At 60.5% G+C, this 18,510-nt stretch carries 15 protein-coding genes and 1 pseudogene; 10 read left to right on the top strand and 6 right to left on the bottom strand.

Annotation, left to right across the window (positions count from 1 at the left end):
• Positions 1 to 7: 7 nt before the first annotated feature.
• From KW568_RS14470 to KW568_RS14460, 3 genes are read right to left on the bottom strand one after another with little or no spacing between them, the layout of a single operon-like run.
• Positions 8 to 433 carry a potassium channel family protein gene (locus KW568_RS14470; RefSeq protein WP_004374587.1) on the bottom strand — a complete coding sequence of 142 codons (426 nt, stop codon included), beginning with the start codon at positions 431 to 433 and terminating at the stop codon, positions 8 to 10.
• A 28-nt stretch (positions 434 to 461) separates the two neighbouring features.
• Positions 462 to 2,303: an ATP-dependent zinc metalloprotease FtsH gene (ftsH, locus tag KW568_RS14465; RefSeq protein WP_004374589.1), complete on the bottom strand. Its 1,842-nt coding sequence runs from the start codon at positions 2,301 to 2,303 to the stop codon at positions 462 to 464.
• 26 nt (positions 2,304 to 2,329) lie between these two features.
• A complete protein-coding gene (locus KW568_RS14460; RefSeq protein ID WP_259538839.1) occupies positions 2,330 to 2,977 on the bottom strand; it encodes a BON domain-containing protein in 648 nt (215 codons plus the stop codon).
• Positions 2,978 to 3,165: 188 nt separating this feature from the next.
• Between KW568_RS14460 and KW568_RS14455 the strand changes: the two genes are divergently transcribed.
• The 4 genes from KW568_RS14455 to KW568_RS14440 all read left to right on the top strand — a co-directional run bounded on the left by KW568_RS14455 (position 3,166) and on the right by KW568_RS14440 (position 7,858).
• On the top strand, positions 3,166 to 3,420 hold the full coding sequence (locus KW568_RS14455; protein ID WP_004374594.1) for a hypothetical protein: 255 nt from the start codon (positions 3,166 to 3,168) through the stop codon (positions 3,418 to 3,420).
• Positions 3,421 to 3,426: 6 nt separating this feature from the next.
• Complete coding sequence (locus KW568_RS14450; RefSeq protein ID WP_004374596.1) at positions 3,427 to 5,709, top strand: heavy metal translocating P-type ATPase; 2,283 nt, start codon at positions 3,427 to 3,429, stop codon at positions 5,707 to 5,709.
• A gap of 161 nt (positions 5,710 to 5,870) precedes the next feature.
• A complete protein-coding gene (locus KW568_RS14445; RefSeq protein WP_004374598.1) occupies positions 5,871 to 6,761 on the top strand; it encodes a universal stress protein in 891 nt (296 codons plus the stop codon).
• 218 nt (positions 6,762 to 6,979) lie between these two features.
• Positions 6,980 to 7,858 (top strand): universal stress protein, encoded by an 879-nt coding sequence (locus KW568_RS14440; protein ID WP_004577363.1) that lies wholly within the window; start codon positions 6,980 to 6,982, stop codon positions 7,856 to 7,858.
• 1 nt (position 7,859) lies between these two features.
• On the opposite strand, the gene KW568_RS14435 is transcribed toward KW568_RS14440, so the two are convergent.
• Entirely contained in the window at positions 7,860 to 8,432 is a 573-nt protein-coding gene (locus tag KW568_RS14435; protein ID WP_004374603.1) for a bifunctional pyr operon transcriptional regulator/uracil phosphoribosyltransferase, read from the bottom strand.
• 321 nt (positions 8,433 to 8,753) lie between these two features.
• Between KW568_RS14435 and KW568_RS14430 the strand changes: the two genes are divergently transcribed.
• From KW568_RS14430 to KW568_RS31145, 4 genes and pseudogenes are all read left to right on the top strand, one after another.
• A complete protein-coding gene (locus tag KW568_RS14430; RefSeq protein WP_259538834.1) occupies positions 8,754 to 9,947 on the top strand; it encodes a sodium:proton antiporter in 1,194 nt (397 codons plus the stop codon).
• Positions 9,948 to 10,179: 232 nt separating this feature from the next.
• Entirely contained in the window at positions 10,180 to 10,617 is a 438-nt protein-coding gene (locus KW568_RS14425) for a YeeE/YedE family protein (protein WP_004577361.1), read from the top strand.
• Between the two features lies 1 nt (position 10,618).
• Positions 10,619 to 11,047 carry a DUF6691 family protein gene (locus KW568_RS14420; RefSeq protein WP_004577360.1) on the top strand — a complete coding sequence of 143 codons (429 nt, stop codon included), beginning with the start codon at positions 10,619 to 10,621 and terminating at the stop codon, positions 11,045 to 11,047.
• Positions 11,048 to 13,258: 2,211 nt separating this feature from the next.
• Positions 13,259 to 13,348, top strand: a pseudogene (locus tag KW568_RS31145) (hypothetical protein); the annotation flags it as partial.
• Between the two features lie 317 nt (positions 13,349 to 13,665).
• Here KW568_RS31145 and KW568_RS14415 read toward each other — a convergent pair.
• Positions 13,666 to 14,418, bottom strand: a complete 753-nt coding sequence (locus KW568_RS14415) for an SDR family NAD(P)-dependent oxidoreductase (RefSeq protein ID WP_004577545.1) — start codon at positions 14,416 to 14,418, stop codon at positions 13,666 to 13,668.
• Positions 14,419 to 14,521: 103 nt separating this feature from the next.
• Between KW568_RS14415 and KW568_RS14410 the strand changes: the two genes are divergently transcribed.
• Entirely contained in the window at positions 14,522 to 15,430 is a 909-nt protein-coding gene (locus KW568_RS14410; protein ID WP_004577546.1) for a LysR family transcriptional regulator, read from the top strand.
• A gap of 391 nt (positions 15,431 to 15,821) precedes the next feature.
• Positions 15,822 to 16,265: a potassium channel family protein gene (locus KW568_RS14405; protein ID WP_004374840.1), complete on the top strand. Its 444-nt coding sequence runs from the start codon at positions 15,822 to 15,824 to the stop codon at positions 16,263 to 16,265.
• 26 nt (positions 16,266 to 16,291) lie between these two features.
• On the opposite strand, the gene KW568_RS14400 is transcribed toward KW568_RS14405, so the two are convergent.
• The gene (locus KW568_RS14400; protein ID WP_004577547.1) at positions 16,292 to 17,971 is read right to left on the bottom strand and encodes a SulP family inorganic anion transporter; all 1,680 of its coding nucleotides are present in this window, start codon (positions 17,969 to 17,971) and stop codon (positions 16,292 to 16,294) included.
• Positions 17,972 to 18,510: the final 539 nt, after the last annotated feature.

Raw genomic sequence — 18,510 nt, 5'->3', positions numbered from 1 at the left:
CCCCGCCTTACTTGGTCTTCCAGTACTTCTGCATTTCCAGGAACAGGAACGAGGCGGTCCAGGTGATCAGCACCAGGCCCGTCAGCGCCTGCAGGCCGGTGAGGTACTTGAGGTGGCCAGTGGGGGCGATATCGCCGAAGCCTATGGTGGTGTAGGTGGTGAAGGAAAAATACACGCAGTCCAGGAAACTGCCGTCGAAATTGCCGCTGAGCGTACCCCAGCCTGGGGCATGGGCCATCAGGTAATAGGCCAAGGCAAAACACCACACCTCCAGGGCATGGGCCAGCAGCGCGCCGAACACGCCTGCGACGATGCGAAAGCGGCTCCAGAGCTTGAGCCGAGGTAGCCAGTCATTCAGGCGCAGCAGGCATTCGTAATGAATGATCACCACCAGGATCACCACCAGCATATTGATCAGCGTGACAAAGAGCATCGCAGGTACCCTGGCCAGGATCGGCGGTTCATTTCGTGGCATCGACCAGCACATAGGTGGCGGGCTCATTGGCTTGCGGTTGCAACGCCGGGAATTCTTCGGGGGTGATGGTCTCCTTGGCCAGCAACAGACGCGCGCCTGCATCCAGGTCGTCGCGGCGCTGCTCCAGCAAAGCCCGGGCGCGGCCATAGGCTTCTTCGAGCAAGCCGCGGACAGCGAGGTCGATCTCGCGCGCAGTTTGCTCCGAGTAGTCCTTGCGCTCCTGACGCAACAGCGAGTCACCCAGATAGCCGGCTTGCTGGCGCTCAAGGACCGCCTGGCCCAGTACCGGGCTCATGCCGAAGCGGGTGACCAGCTGGCGGGCGATATCGGTGGCGCGCCCGAGGTCGTCGGCGGCCCCCGTGGAGACCTGGCCGAACGCAAGGTGCTCGGCGGCGCGCCCGGCCATCAGCACGACAAGGCGGTCACGCAGCATCTGCGTGCTGATCAGGTAGCGGTCATCGGTCGGCCGTTGCAGGGTGTAGCCCAGTGAACCCGCGGCGCGGGGAATGATCGACACCTTGTGCACCGGGTCCATCGCCGGCAGGCTACTGGCGGCCAGGGCATGGCCCATTTCGTGGTACGCCACTACCTGGCGCTCGTCGCTGCGCAATACGCTGCCTTTGCGCTCGATGCCCGCCACCAGTCGCTCGACCGCAGCGGTGAAGTCCTGCAACTCGACCCACTGGCTGGACCGCCGGGTGGCAACGATGGCAGCCTCGTTGACCAGGTTGGCCAGGTCGGCGCCCGTCAGGCCCGGGGTGATCTCGGCAATCCGCTCGCAGTCCAGGTCGTTCTTGTAGATGATCTTGTGCAGGTGGACTTTCAGGATCGCCAGGCGGCCCTTGCGGTCGGGCCGGTCGATGAGAATCTGCCGGTCGAAGCGCCCGGCACGCAGCAGCGCCGGGTCCAGCACTTCCGGGCGATTGGTCGCTGCCAACAGCACCACGCCTTCCCGTGGGTCGAAGCCGTCGAGCTCGGCGAGCAACTGATTGAGGGTTTGCTCTTTCTCGTCATTGCCGCCAAAGCTGCCGACGCCGCGCATCTTGCCCAGGGCATCCAGCTCATCGATGAAGATGATGCAAGGCGCCGCTTGGCGGGCCTGGTCGAACAGGTCACGCACCCGGGCGGCACCCACGCCCACGAACATCTCCACGAACTCCGAGCCGGAGATCGAGAAAAATGGCACCGCCGCTTCCCCGGCGATGGCCTTGGCGACCAGGGTCTTGCCGGTGCCGGGTGGGCCTACCAGCAGCGTGCCCTTGGGCACATGGGCGCCAAGGCGCGCATACCACGCCTTGTTTTTCAGGAAGGACACGATCTCGGTCAGCTCGCCCTTGACGTCGTCGATACCGGCCACGTCGGCGAAAGTCACCTGGGTGTCGTGTTCGACATAGACCCGCGCACGCGACTTGCCCACCCCCATCAACCCGCCCAACCCCTGTTTCTGCCCCAGGCCATGAAACAGGAAGTACCACAGCGCCAGCATCATCAACAGCGGCATCAACGCGCCCATCACGGTCGCTACCGTGTTGTCCTCGACGACGCCAGAGAACGCGACTCCAGAGCGTCCCAGCTGCTCGCTCAGAGCCGGGTCGACGCGAACGGTGGAGAATACCGAGTGGCCATCGATCGGCTCCTGCAGCCTGCCGAGGATCCGCTCGTGCTCGATATGCAGGTCGCTGACCTTCTGCTGATCGAGTAGTTGCAGGAACTGGCTGTAAGGAATGGCTTGCACGGCCGGCTGGCTGAACAGGCCGAACTGCACGGCAGCGAGCACTGCCAGGCCAACTGCCAGGAGGTAGAGCGTCCAGGGCTTATCCTTGTTCATGGCCATCTGTCCTCGGCGCGGCGGCGCTAGGCGATCAACAGATAATCTTCGACCTTGCTGACGCCCGGCACCGACCAGGCCGCACGCTCGACCACTTCTCGCTCGCGCAGCAAGTGCACCTTGCCTTCCAGCTTGACCACACCACCGTCGACCGTGACGCGGATGCCTTCGGCCTCGATTTCGGCGCTGCGCTTGAGTGCGTCCTCGATGTGGCGCTTGATATCGACCACGTCGGCGCGGGCTTTGAGGGTGATGCGGTTGTGTACGCCAACCACACCCGACAAGCGCAAGACCGCCTGTTCGATCACTTCCTTCTGGTATTGCCAATCGAGCTGGCCTTCCAGGGTCACCGTCCCTTTTTGCACGGTGACCTGGATGCCCTCCACGTTGGCGTCCGAGCTCCAGGCGATGATGTTCAGGGCACGGCTGGCAATCGTGTCGTCAGCGGTACCTTCGAGCTTGTTCAGGCGTACCTCTATCTCCTCTGCCAGGCCGCGCACGCCTTTCATGGCCTTGACCGTGCGCTCGGCACTGACTTTCTGGGCGTAGCTGTTGACGTGCCCGGAGAGGGTCGCCACGCCGTTCTGCACCGTCACACCGATGCTGGCTGCATTGATATCGGGTTTGAATTCCAGCTCTTCGAGCACAAGGTCTCGCAGGTCAAGGTCGTTCATGATCGGCTCCGGTAGCAGATAGGGTAGGGGCGGTGCCCTGAGTCTTTGTTTCTACCCTTGTGCCCCCCAGCGCGATTGATAAAGGTCAAACCGGGTGAACAGGCCGGTCGCGGTTGACAAATGTCAGGCGTGCGGCGCGCGCCGCCATCGATACTTAGCGTGTCCTGGCCATGCACGAGGGTACCGACATGCGACGTTATGTGCTTTGCGGGTGGGCAAGCCTGTTGCTGGTTACCGCGTCCGGCTGCACGGCGTGGCGCGCCCAGGAATACGATGCGCGCCTGGAATCAGCGGAGAACAACGCCGCCACCGCAAGGTTGCGCGCCGATCAAGTGTGTTACCGCATCGATCTGGTCGAGCAGACCGCCAACGAGGCCCTAAAGCGGGCAACCCAGGCTCAGGAGGAAGTGCAGCAACTGCGCCAGCAGGCCAGACGCAAGTAGCCCGCCATGCCACGTCGATGGCTCGACCCCGCACTGCTTGTGGTCTGCACGCTGGCCCTGCTGACTGGCGGCGTGGCCTATGCGGCGCAGCGGCCTGCCTGGGCCGCGCTGGTCTGGGCAACTGGTGGCCTGGTCATGGCCGGGGTCCTGGCGGTGGAAATGTTCAGGCGCCTAGCCCGGGGTGAGGCGGGTATCGACCTGATTGCCTTGCTGTCGATCACCGCCGCCCTGGCCCTGGAGAACATGCTGGTGGCTGCGGTGGTCGCGCTGATGCTGGCCACCGGCCGAGCACTTGAAGCGTTCAGCGTGCGTCATGCCGACCGCGAATTGCGGGCGCTGATCGACCGAGCGCCGCAACGTGCCTGGATCCAGGAGCAAGACGGGCTGCGCGAAGTTGCGGTGGATCAGGTCAGGCCAGGGCAGGCCGTGCTGGTGCGCCTGGGTGAAATCGTGCCCGTGGACGGGCGCCTGCAGAGTCCCCAGGCCACCCTGGATGAGGCGGCGCTGACCGGGGAGTCGTTACCCGTTACTCGTCATTGCGGCGAGCCGGTGGCCAGCGGGGTGTGCAACGCCGGCGCGCCGATGGTGCTGGTGGCCACGCAGACTGCGGCACAAAGCACCTATGCCGGCATCGTGCGCCTGGCCGAGGCGGCACGCCAGTCACGGGCGCCCTTCGTGCGCCTGGCTGACCGCTACGCGCTGGCGTTCATCCCGCTGACGTTGCTGATCGCCGTGCTCGCCTGGTGGGCCAGTGGCGACCCGCAACGCGTGCTGGCGGTGCTGGTGGTCGCCACACCTTGCCCCCTGATATTGGCGGTGCCGATTGCCGTGCTGTCGGGCATCTCGCGAGCGGCGCGGCGTAGCATTCTGGTGCGCGATGGCGCGGTACTGGAGGCGCTCGCCGGGATCCGCCAGGTTTTTCTCGACAAGACCGGTACCTTGACCAGCGGCCATGCTCGGCTGCAATCGATCGAGCTTAACGGGGAGGGCGCGCCGCTGCAGATCTTGCAGTGGGCCGCGTCATTGGCCCAGGCATCCACCCACCCGATTGCTCGGGCTATTGTCGATGCGGCCCTCGCGCGGGGCCTGAGCCTGGCGGCGCCGCAACAGGTGCAGGAGGCGCCAGGCCAAGGGTTGGCCGGCCAGGTACAAGGCAAAGCCGTGCGCTTGGGGCTGCTGGCTTACGTGCAGCAGGGCAGGGATGCGGGCCCTTGGGCACAGGTGTGCTTGCAGCAGCTGGACTATCTGGCCAGCAGTGGCAGTTTCGTAGCCGTGGACGGTGAATTGAAAGCGATGCTGCGGCTGGCCGACGATGTGCGTCGAGAAACACCCCAGACCCTGCGCCGGCTTCGAGCCCGCGGCATCGACCAGATTGTCATGCTGACTGGCGACCGCCCCCAGACAGCGCAAATGATCGCGCTGACAGCGGGTATCGATGCGCTTCACTCTGGCCTCTCACCGCAGGACAAGGTCCGCCTGGTGCAGGAAGGTTGCCGAAGAGGTCCCACGCTGATGGTCGGGGATGGTATCAATGATGCGCCAGCACTGGCTGCCGCCGATGTCGGGGTTGCCATGGGCGCGTCCGGCGTGACTGCTTCGGCACAGTCAGCCGGCGTGGTCTTGCTGGTCGACAGGCTGGATCGTCTGATCGAAGCGCTCGACATCGCCCGACACACCGTGCACATCGCCCGGCAAGGCGTGTGGGTGGGCATGAGCCTCTCGCTGCTGGCCATGCTGTTCGCTGCGGCCGGCTACCTGCCTGCGGTGATGGGGGCGGTACTGCAGGAAGGCATCGACCTGTTGATCATCCTCAACGCCCTTCGCGCCCTCGGCCCGGTTGCGGGCGATGGCCACAACGGGTTGCCGACCGAGAGCCTGCAGCGCATGCAGGACGAGCATCGACAACTGGACGGGGTGTTGACCGACCTGAGCCAGATGGCGCGGGACTTTGCCAGCCGCCCTGCGGAGCAGGCGCGGGCCGACCTCGGGCGCCTGGTCGCCGCCCTGCATGGCTCGCTGGAGCGCCATGAGCGGGACGACGAGCAGCAGCTGTACCCCCTGTTGAGCCGCTACATGGGAGGCGAGGATCCGCTCTCGCCGCTCAGCCATACCCACCGGGAAATGTTCAGGCTGATCCATTTGCTGACGCGCATGAACGAGGATTTCGCCCAGGCCGCCGCCAACCCGAGCGCCGACGAAATCCAGCACCAGCTCATACGCCTGGACACCTTGGCAAAACTGCATTTCGACCAGGAGGAGGCCTTGTACCGTTACCTTGACCAACATTGAACACCGCTGCAGGCATTTGCACGCTTGATAAAAATCAAGCGCCAAGGGCGGCGTTGACCGGATGCTGGCAGCAGCGGTCAATCACTGCCGGCCGAAAAGCCCCGTCTCGATGCAACCCGAGCGACCTGAGTGATCAGGCCGGCCCACCGTTGGAGGCCATCATGAGTCACTATCAACGGCTGTTGCTGATCATGCGTCCAATGCTGCACCAGGCGGTCGCCCTGGAGCAGGCTGTTGCACTGGCCAGATCGGCATCGGCCAGCCTGCACATCGTCGCCTTGCTCGAGTCATTGGACAAACTCTGGCTGCTGGAGTCCGGTAAGCATCAAGCGGAGCGGGAGGCTTATCGGCTTGCTCAGCATGAACAGCTGGAAGCCCAGGCAAACGCACTGCGTGCCTCCGGCGTGCAGGTGACGACCGAGGTGGCGTGGAGTAACGACCTGCAGGATGACATTCTGCAGCACGTGCTGGAGATGCAACCGGACCTGCTGCTCAAGCAGGTCGAGCATGAGCCTGCGCTCAAGCGCGCCTTCTTCACGCCGCTTGACTGGCAACTGTTGCGCCACTGCCCGGTCCCGGTCTACTTGCTCGGTGCCAGCCAGCCGGCGTTGCCGCGCCAGATCGTGGCGGCGGTGGACGTGGCCGACACCTCGCCAGAGGGGCAAGCCCGAAATGACAGCATCGTCCAGCAGGCCGGTGCTTTGGCCTTGCAGACAGGGGCGCAACTGGACCTGCTGCACGCCTGCGATCTGTCGATGGCCTACATGGGCGATATGGGGTATGCCGCCTGGGCCATCGGTGACATTGCCGAGCCCTTGCGCCAAGCGCTGGAGGATGATTTCAGGAAACTGGCCGAACGCTTCGGCGCACCACCGCAACGTTGCCATTTCGTGCTGGGGCGACCGGTCGCGGTGCTCAGCGCATACGTCGAATCACAGCCGGTGGAGGTACTGGTCCTGGGGCGGCCCATCGCACGGGGACTGGACCGTCTGTTCGGCAGTACCACCGAACATGTGTTGTACCAGGTACCTTGCAACATCCTGGTGGTGTAGGAACGTGCGGATGACTACGCCATGGGCGTGAGGCGCTCGGCGACCAGGGCGCTGGTGGCGACGATGTCCAGCCGGGCCTGGCAAGGGGCGGGCAGGCGAAAGGGCTTGATGCTGTCGGCGACCAGGATGCGTTCGAATATCCCGTTTTGGAACAGCGCCCCGCGCTGCTGAAGCTGCGGCGGCGTAGGCTATCCTGCAGCCGCACCGGGAGGTGCCCGATGAGCCCGTATCGCCGGATTTTGCTGATCATGACCAAGGCTCAAGCCAATGCCGCGCTGGACCGGGCCATGGCCCTGGCTGCGGCGTCTGGTGCTTCCCTGCACGTGCTGGGTATTCATGAACCCGGCGAACTGCGCCTGCGCCACGAGTTGCCGACACCCCCGCGGCCTTGCGTTTCATTCGTGCACTTCAGGACAGCGCTCAAGGCGCTGCTCGATGAACAGCCGGCAAGGGGGGCACGCCCAGGTTTCGAGGCCGTGGAAACCTCCGATCCCCGAGACCTGGTGCCGGCCTGCATTGCCCGCTATGCGCCTGACCTGGTGATCAAGGACTGCTCGGGCTGTTCCCTGATCGATCAGCGGGCCCGGACTTCACTTGACCAGGTACTGTTGCATGGGAGCGAGGTGCCGTTGATGTTCGTACCGGCGAATGCCCCAGCCATGCCAGCTAGCGTGCTGGTCGCGGTGGATGTATCCCACGCCTCGCCGCTCAATGACGCACTGGTGATGGCCGGTCAGCAACTGGCAACACAATGCCAGGGCCCGCTGAACCTGCTTTCGGCTTACGACCTGCCAATCGCCATGCTGGCAAATCCTGACCTCGCCGGCCCTTGGGCGGATGAGGTGCGGGAATCGCTGCAGTTGCCGTTCGATGCGTTGGCCGATGCCCACGGCATCGCCCACAACCATCGATTCTTCAGCGAAGGTGCGCCGTTGCGTGTCATCAAGGCCCATATCGCTGCGCTCGGAGCCGATGTGGTGGTGGTCGGCGCCGTGCAGGCCAGGCGTTGGGCCAAGCTGATCGGCGATACCACCGAGCGGCTTGTCAGCCATGCGCCGTGCAGCATCCTGACGATCAGGCCTACACCTGGCAGTTGAATCAGGCGGTATCGCCTGTTCGGCCATGGCGCACCACCTCCACGCAGAATTGACCTTCGTAGGGGGGCACATGGCATTCGACGATATCCTGCGCCGCGACCTGCAGATGAATGCCGACGATATCGGCATGCACCGGTTGGCGGCAGACGTGGCGGTCGACGAGCACCGCGCTGATGATGTGGCGCGCACCCAGTTCGGCGAGGTAGGCGCAGGTGCGTAGCAGAGAGTGCCCTTCGTAGAGCACGTCATCGACCACCAGCAAGGTGGTTGCGGCAAGGTCGAGCTTGGCGAGTTCAGGGTTTTCGGTGAGTTGAGTATGGGCATGCAGGAGGCTCAGGTCGTCTGCATAACGCTTGACCTTGATCGGATAGAGCGGCAAGGGCGCAGCACCGGTGAGTGCCTGCAGGTGCAGTTGCAAGCGCTGCGCCAGCGGCTCACCACGCCGCTGAATGCCTACCAGTGCCACTTCGGACGCAGGCAGACAGGCCATGGCCTGGCGGGCCATCGAGCGCAGCACGCTGTCCAGATCGTCTTCGTCATACAGGCGGACCCTCGATGGAGCGGGGCGATTCATGGTGTTTCTCCTTTATTGGATATCACTGGGCGGGAGCCTACCCGGGCACCTAGAGGTGGGCTTGATAAAAGCCAAGTGATAGCCAGCCGAGTCCGGGCCAGGAACCTGAGTTTCAGTGCATCGCGGATTACTGCATCTACCAGACGGGCGCAGGCACCAATAGCCTGCTGATGACACTGATGGGCCATGGCCGTTACCGGCACGCGAGCTCTTTATTACCTGCATAGTTGACCTAAGATAACTTCTACCGCCTTTCAGATCGTCGCGTTGCGCGGGCAGTGATAGCGTTGCTACATACGCTTTTGATCCCGAGGCGTGGCCATGTATCAGAACCTGGCTGTTCTGGCCGCCTTGCTGGTGCTGTACGCCAGCCTGGCCGGCGCGCTTGAGTCCAAACCTGTCAATGGGCCGCTGTTGTTTCTGCTGGCAGGCCTGGTGGCAGGCCCCTCTGGGCTCGGGTTGTTGAACCTTTCGCTGGACCGCAACGATCTTCGCTTGCTGGCCGAGCTTACCCTCTCAATCGTCCTGTTCAATGATGCCGCCAAAGCCAACCTGGCCCAATTGCGGCAATCCCGTAGCCTGCCCTTGCGCTTGCTGACCCTGGGCCTGCCGCTGACACTGATTGCGGGCTGGCTTGCTGCCTGGCTGATGTTCCCACAGATGCCCTGGCTGGAGATGGCGCTGTTGTCGACGATACTGGCCCCGACCGACGCCGCCCTCGGCAAGGCCGTCGTGAGCAACCCCGACGTTCCGGCCGATGTGCGCGAGAGCCTGAATGTCGAAAGCGGCTTGAATGACGGCATTTGCGTGCCGGTACTACTCTTGCTGTTGGCATTGTTGACGGAGGCTCACTCGACGATGCCTTTTGCCTTGGCGGGCTACTTCTTCCTGGAGGAGTTGGGTATCGGTGTTCTCACGGGGGCGGCGCTTGCGCTGTTGGTAGGCGGGTTGTTACGCCTGTCGCAACGCCATTGCCTGCAGATCGAGGCCTGGCAGCAACTGGTGATGCCCGCGCTGGCATTACTGAGCTTCGCCAGCGCTCAGGCACTGGGGGGCAGCGGTTTTATCGCCGCGTTCTGTGCAGGGCTGCTGACAGGTTACCTATTCAAACGGGAAACCCAGCCGTTGATCGTCACCGGCGAGTCATGCGGTGAAGCGCTGTCACTGCTGACCTGGGTGGTGTTTGGCGCCTATGTGGCGCCCAAGGCTTCGCAGATCATGGCACCCTCCGTCTGGTTCTACGCACTTTCGAGCCTGTCGCTGGTGCGAATGCTGCCTGTCTGGTTCAGCCTGGCGGGGAGCACACTCAGCGCCGAGAGCCGCTTGTTCATCGGCTGGTTCGGCCCCCGTGGGCTCGCGTCCATCGTGTTCGCGATACTGATACTGGATGCGCCGTTGCAAGAGGCTGGCACGATCATCGCGTGCACCATCGCTTGCGTTCTGCTCAGTGTGGTATTGCATGGCGTGAGTGCATTGCCGGGGGCGCGGCGGCTGGGGCGCAGCGCACGAGAATGAGGGTGTGACAGGGGGCCGACCGGTTTCGTCAAGGCCTGTACGCGCAGGAGGGCACCATGAGTCATCCAGCAAAGAAAATGGGCTTGGTGGCTGGCTGGGGCGGTCATGCTGATCTGGACCCGTGGCTGGCCATGGGCCCGAAGGGCCGTCGCGAAGGGGTGGATTCCAGCGGTGCAGGCACAGCGTTAAGATGGAACCGGTTCATTTCTGCAGTTGGATAGGGAGCACTGAAATGTTGGTTGATATGGCTGCCTTCACACCGTGGTCGGCTCTGGCAGGCGGAGCACTAATAGGCCTGGCCGCCGGGCTGTTCGTGGTGGCGAACGGGCGCATTGCCGGTATCAGCGGTTTGCTCGGCTCGCTATTGCAGCGCACCGGAGAAGGGCGAGGCGAGAAACTGTCGTTTCTGCTGGGCATCATCGCGGCGCCACTTTTGTGGCGAGCGTTCTCGGCGATGCCCACGGTACATTTCAGTACGGCCCCCTGGTTGCTCATGGTCGCAGGGCTTCTGGTGGGCGTGGGTACCCGCTATGGCAGTGGCTGTACCAGTGGCCATGGTGTGTGTGGCCTTTCTCGCCTGTCCCCTCGCTCGGCGGTGGCCACGTTGTGCTTCATGGCAGCCGGCTTTGCCACCGTCTTCGTGGTTCGCCACCTTTACCCAGGAGCATGAAATGACCCGGATCAGCGCATTCATCGCGGGGTTGCTGTTCGGCATGGGGTTGTTGCTGTCGGGCATGGCAAACCCCACCAAGGTACTGGGGTTTCTCGACCTCGCGGGGCAGTGGGACCCGTCACTGGCACTCGTCATGGTGGGCGCCATCGGTGTTGCACTGCTGCCGATGGCTTGGGCGCGTCAGCACGCTGTGTCCTTGCTCGGCGGCGCGATGCAGTTGCCTGCCCGGCGCGACATTGACCGACGGCTAGTGGGTGGCAGCCTGATCTTCGGCATTGGCTGGGGGCTAGCCGGGGTGTGCCCAGGGCCGGCCCTGGTGCTGCTGGCCGGCGGGTTTTGGCAAGGCTGGCTGTTTGTGGCAGCGATGCTGGCCGGCATGGCGCTGTTCAATGGGCTGGAAGTGCTTAGTAAAAGCCGCCAGGCGTAAAGCAAGCTGCGGCCGTGCCGCGTAGACAACAGCGGGTGGGTTTCATTGGGTGAGGGCAGAGGAGACAACCCCGTTGCCCTTACCGACGACATGGAACCACCCGTTATCATTGCCATCCCGACGAAAGTCGCCCATTGAAGGCGGGTGAGGGCGCGGCCAGTTGCATAGTCGTCTGTAGCCCTCGGCCACGTTTAGGGGGCGGGGAAGGAGGCCAGGCAGGCTCGCACCGTCGGCTGTTCTTCGGTCAGCTGCTGGAAATTCAGCATCAGAAAGCACCGGTAACTTTCGAAGACAGGGTGATAACGATGACATGGGACAACCTGAATAAAGAGTGGCGCTGAGGAATACACAATATCCCGGCCTGAGAGTTATCGGATATTGAGTGAAGCGTGAAGGGCACTTTCCAGACAGGCTATGCGTATAACTCAACTAAATATTCATTTAGTCGAGTTGGGTCGCGCGCTTACATAAAAGAAGGGTAGTTTGGTATTTATTGCTCGACAATGCAACCGACTGGCTTTATCTCAGGTTCTCTGGGTTATCGGGCTGCGGGCGCACGCTGATATCGGACAGCTTCGTGGCAAACTGAAGCGCTCAGGTAGCCTGGAATTGGGCTTTGAGGGTTCAGAATGGCTGGCGTGCACCCGCGCGCCAGGCAGATTTAACGGGTGTACTGACTGAGACAGAGCTGTACAGGGCGATGATTTTGACCGATTTTATCGTTTATTGAGTGAGTAAACCGCTCTAGGTTGAGGGGTTGCCAAGGTTAGGCGAAAGCGTCTATTGGGATTGATCTGGGCATTTAGGCTATTGAAAGGTCGTGGCGTCTGTGCCAATCAGAGCCAAATGCGATTGGAAAAACCCGGCTCTACAAATATCTCATGCTTTATTTTCACCTGGATAATGATGAGCTACCTGAAACAGATCTCACCGATATTGCGTGTTCGGAACCGTACAGAATTGACAGCGCAACCGCAGTCACTCGAGGCCATCGCGCTTAAAGTTTCTTCTGATTTCACAGGTTCGACCTCTGGTCAGAAAAAGGAGTTCGCGCCGATGCTTGTGTTTTCATCGATGAGTAAGCATACGCGGCCTTCGCAAGTCTTCAGAAATAGCAAAGGCGCTGGCACGGTTGCTTAACGCAGTTTACGTGGCTGCAGTAACACATAGACGTAAATCGACACCTTAATGACGAGGCTCGTCGCGCCAGGAAGCGCCTTGTATCCATGGCATCGGTGGACAGAAGCGTTGAATGGGTCTGCGGCTGTGAAAGCGATCCGAGCAGCAAGATGGATTGGAATGAGGCAAAAAAATCGGCCTAGGTCGATTTACTTTCGAGATTAGGGTAAGAGGCTTCCGTGTACTGTCACAGCTGGAAAGGCGCCTGAGCTGTCATGTACCTGGCTTTAAATCTGCCCACCCAGCGGTACCGGTGACTAATACGCAGTTATGCATAATGCGTATTATGTTAAATGATGTCCTCTGTAAGGGCCAGGGGTCAGTGTCCAATCCCACATACCTCCGATCAAATCCCCGCAACCCCCCGTTTCCCAAAAAATCAGAAGCTTGGGTTCCATTCATAATCCTATCTCTGCGCACGGTATGCCCTACATTGAGAGCATCTGCAGAGACCGCTTTGCCATGCTCATCAGCCGAGAGCTGGAGCAGTTCGGTATCCGGGAGCTCACAGAGGACGACATGCCCAAGTCTAAACGAGTGGGTCACGCGTTCGCCTGCGCTGACCTTCAGCTTCCATGCGCGCGATCCAGACTTTCTAAGCCTATGCCGAAACTCGAGCTCTGGATGTAGACGAGACCATTGGCTTGCCAGCTTGAGTCGATTCTCTCGCCACTGGATGGTTACGCCCTCTGGCTGCAAGGCTGCCGCCGAGCGGACAATACAGTCGCCCGAAAGTGTACTTCGCTCAGTTTTCATCTCCTTCCGCTCTAGCTCAAATACGGCTCGTTCATGTGCCAAAGCTTCGTTCCCCTCCTCCAGCTATCGATCGAGCATTTTGAGGGCGCTGCAGCACCGGGCAGTACGATCATGAAGATATCTGGGCAACGCATGATGCTCGAAGCCATCAATGGTTTTCTTTCGAGAAAGCTGCTCATCGTCCTGGTCGTCGGACTAGGCACTTATTTCACCCTCAAAACACGCTTTGTGGACGATGCCCGAATGAGATGCTGCTGACCATCATCAAAAGCGCCTGAAGACCTATCAACCGTATTCGCGTTTGCCGACATCACCATGACCCTTTCCGCCTTGGTAAACCTGGTCGCCCTGACGCTACACCGCTAAATCCGGCTGTGGCGACGGGGCCCGTTACGTGGCCCCGTTGCCTGCTTCGCAGGTATGCTTTGCCGGGGGGAATATCTGCACTCCGACGTAACCGCTAAAAATTTCAGTAACAATCAGGGGTATTGAGGAGATCAATCTGGGCCTGGGCCGCATGACAGGTCTCTACGAACCCCTTGTGATTTGTCCGATCAGCGTGGCCAACTATCTGCGGACACACTGGCTTGCCACTTGATTGTCGAAGTCGGTGTCCATTCCCAAGCGTGTCTGCGGGATACCTGCTACCCCATGCGCAGTCAACAACAGCAAAAAATGTTTCCTTAGATCTGTGCCTGGCCACCGTCTACGAACAATTCAGCCCCGTTCACGAAGCTTGAGTCTTCACTGGCAAGGAACACGGCTGCATTGGCAATCTCGATGGGCTCACCCACCCGCCCCATTGGCACCTGCGAAGCCAGGTAGTCGAGCAAGCCTTGCTGTTGTGTTGTATCTGGGCCAGCCAGGTCGACCAGGCCGGGCGTACGCGTTGCACCCGGGCTGAGGGTGTTGACCCTGACAGCGCGATCTTTCAAATCCAGAATCCAGCTCCGTGCAAAGGCCCGAACAGCCGCCTTAGACGCGGAGTACACACTGAATGCCGCAGTGCCCGAGCTACCGGCCGTGGAGCCGGTCAGAATGATCGACGCTTTCGGCGCCAGTAGCGGCAGCGCCTTCTGAACCGTGAACAACACGCCTTTCACGTTGCGATCGAATGTATCGTCGTAATGAGCTTCGGTGATCTCACCCAAAGACAGCATGGAGCCGCCGCCGGCGTTGACAAACAGCACGTCGAGCCGACCATGGTTTTGGTTAATGCGGGCATACAGCGTATCGAGCTGCTCGAGCTTCGTGGAGTCGACGGCAATACCGGTGGCGTTGCCAACCAGTTCCACCGCCTTGTCCAATTCAGCTTGACGGCGACCGGTGATGTAGACGTGAGCGCCCTCTTCAGCGAAGCGTTTGGCGGTGGCCAAACCGATGCCAGTGCTTCCGCCAGTGACCAGTGCGACTTTACCTTCCAGTTTCTTGCTCATGGTGTTTCTCCCGTCGAGATTGCGATTTGGTGTGGGAGAAGCGTATCGACCTCTAGAGAATTTCAAAATAGAATCATTTGAAAGTCATCATTGCAGAATTGAAATGTCAAGAATTCCGGATTTTGAAGGGCTTGCCATGTTCGCCAAGGTGGCGGAGGAAGGCTCTTACGCGGCCGCCGCCAGGGCAATGGGTGTGTCGGTTCCCACGGTATCGCGGGCGGTTGCGCGCTTGGAGGAGCGCCTGGGCGGTCGCTTGTTCAACCGAACGTCACGTCAACTCTCTGTGACCGAGTTTGGTCAACGTATGGTTGACCAGGCCAGTGCGTTGTATCGCCAGGCTGAAGAAATGGAAAGCGAAGCCCAAGAGCTGTCGGTACAACCACGCGGGTTGGTGCGGCTGGCTGTGCCCATGTCGTTCGGCTTGCGCTGGGTCGCGCCGTTACTCCCAGCGTTGCTGACGCTCTATCCAGAGCTAGAACTTGATCTACACCTATCTGATTCGACAGTTGACCTGGTGGCCGATGGTTTCGATGCGGCATTGCGGATCGCAGCCCTCCCCGATTCCTCCCTGGTGGCTCGCCGAATTTGCTCGTTGACCCAATTCCTCGTAGCAGCCCCGTCATATCTGGCCCGGCGTGGCCATCCATCTCATCCCCGCGACTTGGCCGCTCATGCGTGTATGAGCTACGCCTATCGAGCACGGAGCCAGGTGTGGCGTTTCACTCACGATAATGGCAGCGAGCAAGATGTGGCCCCGCGCGGTCCCCTGCGCGTCACCAACTCGGATGCATTAGTCGCACCTTTGCTGGCGGGGGTTGCAATCGCTGAGCTTCCGGAGTTCATCGCCGCCGAATATCTCGCCGATGGACGTCTACAGCACATCTTGCCTGAGTGGCGCATGACGCAGGGCGGTCTGTATTTCGTGACGCCATCAGCCCGTGCACGGCCGAGAAAAGTTCAGGCCCTTTCCGACTTCTTCGCGGAGCACCTTTCAAGCCCAGCCTGGAGGTAATCAGCGCCAAACTGGCGCAGGGAGTATGTTAGTCGCGGGAGGACATGGCGTCTTACCTCCTGGCCCTCCTGAAGTTTTCACCCACAGCGGCGGAATGACGTGGATTTCAATCCCGTTTTCCTACCGACAAATATCAATGCCCCGCATCAGGACAGTTTGTACGTAAACCCCGCCCGCGCGAGCTCGAGGGAGGTGCTTGATATTTATCAAGTCCGTCTACCTACATTCGTCGAGACTCTTTACCAAAGGACATCGGAGCGTACACAGAAGCTCGACCTCGAGAAAGACAGTTTGGCCCCCACTAAACAGCCGAAGAACCTCCCTTGGGAGCGCGCGAGAAAAGAAGGGGCAATGATGGCAACCGTCACGCGGAAACCCGGAAGGAGCACTGATGTATTCAAGCATCTTTTTCGCGTGGGGGCTGGCAGCCATTACTGTGGTTGTGCATGCCGTCGGTCTGGCCTTGATGCTAAAGTTTCTGTCCCGCAGAAACAATGTTCCCCTACGGCAACTAGGCGCCATCAGCGCGCGGTTGGTTTGGGTTGTCTGCTACATGATCATGCTGCATTTGATCGCTGTCTCGATTTGGGCGACATTCTATGTGTGGCAGGGATCTCTGCCTGATTTCGAAACGGCGCTTTACTTCTCTGGAGTGACCTACGCGACCATCGGCTACGGTGACGTGGTGCTGGTGAAACCCTGGCGCCTATTCGGGCTGATTGAAGGGTTGACGGGTATCATCATGTGCGGCTTATCCACGGGTGTGTTCTTCGCCGAGGTCAATCATATCTACCAAATGACCCATGCCGACAAGGACCGCGGCGAAAAAACCTGAAGTATTGCGCTACCAGGACTTCATGACTACGACGCCGTCAACGGCGTGGCGTCCTGATCCTGATAGTGCAGGATCGCAGCATGAGCGTTGAACAGCATACGCTCGCTCCCGAGTTTTTCGTCGAACCCAGCACGCCGTACCATTTCAAGTACACCAGGGTTCAACCCCGCCAGCCAGAGACTGGCACCGAGTTCGCCCAAGTGTTTTTCGCCTTCAATCAGAGCTTGCAGTGCCGAGTATTCGATGTCGGGAACGGCACTCATGTCCCAGACCACCACATGTGGATGGTACTGCGCTTCCAGCGCGATGACCTGCTCCTTGACATAGTCCGCGTTAAGGAAGAACAGACGTCCCTCCGGCCGCACGATCAACAGCCCCGGGAAAGTCTCATCATCTGGGTGGTCCTCCGATAAAGGCCGAAGCACGTCGGTACCGCGCTTGCGACCCAGGACGTACACATGCGGACGAGCCGTCTGATAGGCCAGACTGACCAACGATACGACGATTGCCACCGTGATGCCCTGCAGCGTGCCAAACAACAGCACACCAAACGTCGCTACGAGCGCCCAGTGGAACTCCATCGGGCGCACCTTGCGAATAGCCAGGAATTCCCGGGGTTGAATCAGCCCGACCGAGTAGTAGATGACGATGGCCGCCAATGTAGCGTGAGGCAGATACCCGAGAAGCCCCGAAAGCAGCAGCATCGTGGCGAAAGCCATGCCGGCAGTGACAATCGAGACCGCTTGAGAGTGGCCTCCGGTGGCGCGGACAACCGCCGTCTGCGAAGTACCTCCACCGGCGGGCATCGCCCCCAGCAGTGCGCCCCCGAGGTTACCCAGGCCGGTAGCAACCAACTCGCGGTTTGCATTGATCGGGGGATCGCCTGGCCGGACAAAGGCACGACCTGCTGCAATCGTTTCGGTAAAGCTCATCAGCGCGATCCCGAGCGCACCCGGTATCATTTGTTCAACCAATGTGAGATCGGGCAGTGTGATTGGGGGTAACCCTGCTGGAATCAAGCCGACAGTCGAAACGCCGAGCGCCTGCAGGCCGAAGTACCACGAGGCGGCGATACTCCCTGCCACCACAACAAGTGGTGCTGGCGAATGTGGCCACGCGCGTTCCATTGCGATGAGGATCAGGAACGCCGCTGCAGCGACCGCGATCGTGATCAGAGAGCTCCCGGGTACATGATGCACAATGTTGAGGAGATCGAGAAAAAAGCCCTGTTTGGCGATGTGGATGCCGAGAAGTTTTGGTACCTGATCCAACACGATCACAAGGCCGACACCTGCTTTGAAGCCGCTCAACACCGGGGAGGAAATGAAGTTCGCGAGAAAACCCAGGCGTATCAGCCGCGCCAACAGCAGCATGGTGCCCACCATTGCGGTCAGTGTTGCCGTGGCCGTGATCAGCTTCCCGGGGTCACCATCGGGTACTGCCAGACCGATCTGCGCACCGGCCAGAATCGCCAGCGTGGCGGAGGAGCTGACGCTAAGCACTCGCGACGTGCCCAGGAATGCGTAAATCAACATTGGGACGAAGGCCGTATACAAACCGACGGCAACAGGCAAGCCGGCGACAGTCGCGTAGGCCATTGCCTTGGGTAGTACGACTGCAGAGGCCGTGAGCCCTGAAACGACGTTGAGGCGAAGTGACGCCGTGTCAGAGTGGGCTGTGCTTGAGGCTTTCAGATGCAGTTTCACACGGCCGCTCCTGATGGGTTCTATTGCCTGTTACGCGCAAAGACTCTCGGCATTCGCGCTGACACGGAGCTGACCCGCAAGCTCATTTTAAAGTCACCCTTGATCAGCTCAATCTCGCGGCCAACCTTCACGTTTTCTCTCTTCGGATATGCCGATTACGAATAAAAACCTTCACGCCGAAGGGCGCTTTGATTCTGTTGACTATTAACGACAGCCTTGTAACACCGCCGAAGAATTTTCGTAATATTACGGGTTGCCCACCAAGGCGGAGTATTTATTGACCGCAGATGCATCGAAGTTTCTTCCGGATAAGTGCTAGAGACTTGAGAAATATCAAATATTCCCAATAAACGCATAGCCATCGCATGCGTCATTCTGGTCTGTACTCATCCAGGGCGCTCACGGTTACCTCGTGCTGCAACTTGATTTTTGTCAGAAGTGCCACCCTCTGCGGGTGCTAGCGTTGTGACAAGAGACGGGCTATGCATCTGTTCAAGTGAGCTTCACGGAGAAGGGTATGCGCTGGAACATTAATGTTG

This window comes from Pseudomonas sp. HD6515 (assembly GCF_024971855.1).
Taxonomy (GTDB): Bacteria; Pseudomonadota; Gammaproteobacteria; order Pseudomonadales; family Pseudomonadaceae; genus Aquipseudomonas; species Aquipseudomonas alloputida.
Note: the sequence above shows the minus strand (reverse complement) of the source record. Positions and strands in the feature narration are given on the sequence as shown.